We start from the raw sequence: 1,235 nt of genomic DNA, 5'->3' as shown, positions 1-1,235 counted from the left end.
TGACTCACATTTCGCACCCTCTCGACGAAAATCGGGAGGATTTTTTCGTTCCGATGTCGAATGAATCCTTGACACACAAGGAACGTAAAGGAGTTTTTCTCTTATGAACGTTCAAGTCAAAAAGGTCTATCGCAATTCTTATTTGAATATAATAAGTGCCCTATTCAAGAAACTGGGTCTGCCTCAATTGATTGACCATCTCGTGCCCGTCGATCCGCAGTGCCAAACGCGAGTCAGCGATGCCGTTCAGGCCATCCTCTACAATGTGTTTGACGGCCGGCAAGCCCTTGTTCACTTGGAACATTGGGCTCAGGAGGTCGATTGTGAGAAACTCATCCGTCCCGATCTCCATCCTTCCTGGTTGAACGACGATGCGTTGGCCCGTCATCTCGATCGCCTGTATGAGGCTGGCATTCACAACGTCATCAGCACTTGCTTGATTCATATTTATCGCAAAGAAGGCCTTTCCCTCCGAGCCTTCCACGCCGATACGACGGACAAGACCGTTTACGGCGCGTATGAATCGGCCTCGTTAGAGGCCTTACAAATCACACATGGCTACAACCGCCATCATCGTTGGCAAAAACAGATCGGTTTCGGACTGGTCGGCAACGAGGACGGCATCCCGTTTTACGGCGATGTGCACGATGGCAACCTGCCCGATAAAACATGGAATCCCGAGGTGCTGTCTCGTGTCCATGAACAGCTGAAGCAGGCCAAAATCGAAGACGAATGGATTTACGTGGCCGATTCCGCCGCGATGACGAAAGAGACCCTGGCGCAAACCAAAGCGGCCAACGCCTTTTTGATCACCAGAGGCCCTTCGTCGCTCCGGATCGTGAAAACCGCGCTGGCCGAAGCGGATGCTGAGGACACGACGTGGAGCGATCCCTTTACGTTGGCGGAGAGAAACGGCGCCACGTACCGGGTATGGGAAACGGCCTCGACGTATGAAGGCCACCCCGTTCGGCTGATCGTTGTTGAATCGAGCGCGCTCGACCAGCGAAAAGGAAAGACGCTTGAAAAAGAACGAACCAAAGAAGCGGAGCTTCTTCGCGAGGAACAAGCCCGTTGGGAGCGTCACCCCTTCTCCTGCCGGGAAGATGCCGAACAAGCCTTGGCGTCCCTCAAGGCGTCCCTTCGCCCCCGGTTTCATCGGGTTGAGGCCGCGGTCGAAGAGATCGTACGCCTGAAAAAACGGCGCGGACGGCCGAAAAAAGGGGCGGAACCCGAGG

The 1,235-nt window shown here is 54.4% G+C and carries 1 protein-coding gene; it reads left to right on the top strand.

Annotation, left to right across the window (positions count from 1 at the left end; genetic code table 11):
• Window positions 1-103 precede the first annotated feature (103 nt).
• Window positions 104-1,235 (top strand): IS1634 family transposase (locus tag ETR37_RS13010; protein WP_129447355.1); only part of this gene is annotated, 1,132 nt, incomplete at its 3' end.

This window comes from Geobacillus sp. PK12 (assembly GCF_004123125.1).
GTDB lineage: Bacteria > Bacillota > Bacilli > Bacillales > Anoxybacillaceae > Geobacillus > Geobacillus zalihae.
Note: the sequence above shows the minus strand (reverse complement) of the source record. Positions and strands in the feature narration are given on the sequence as shown.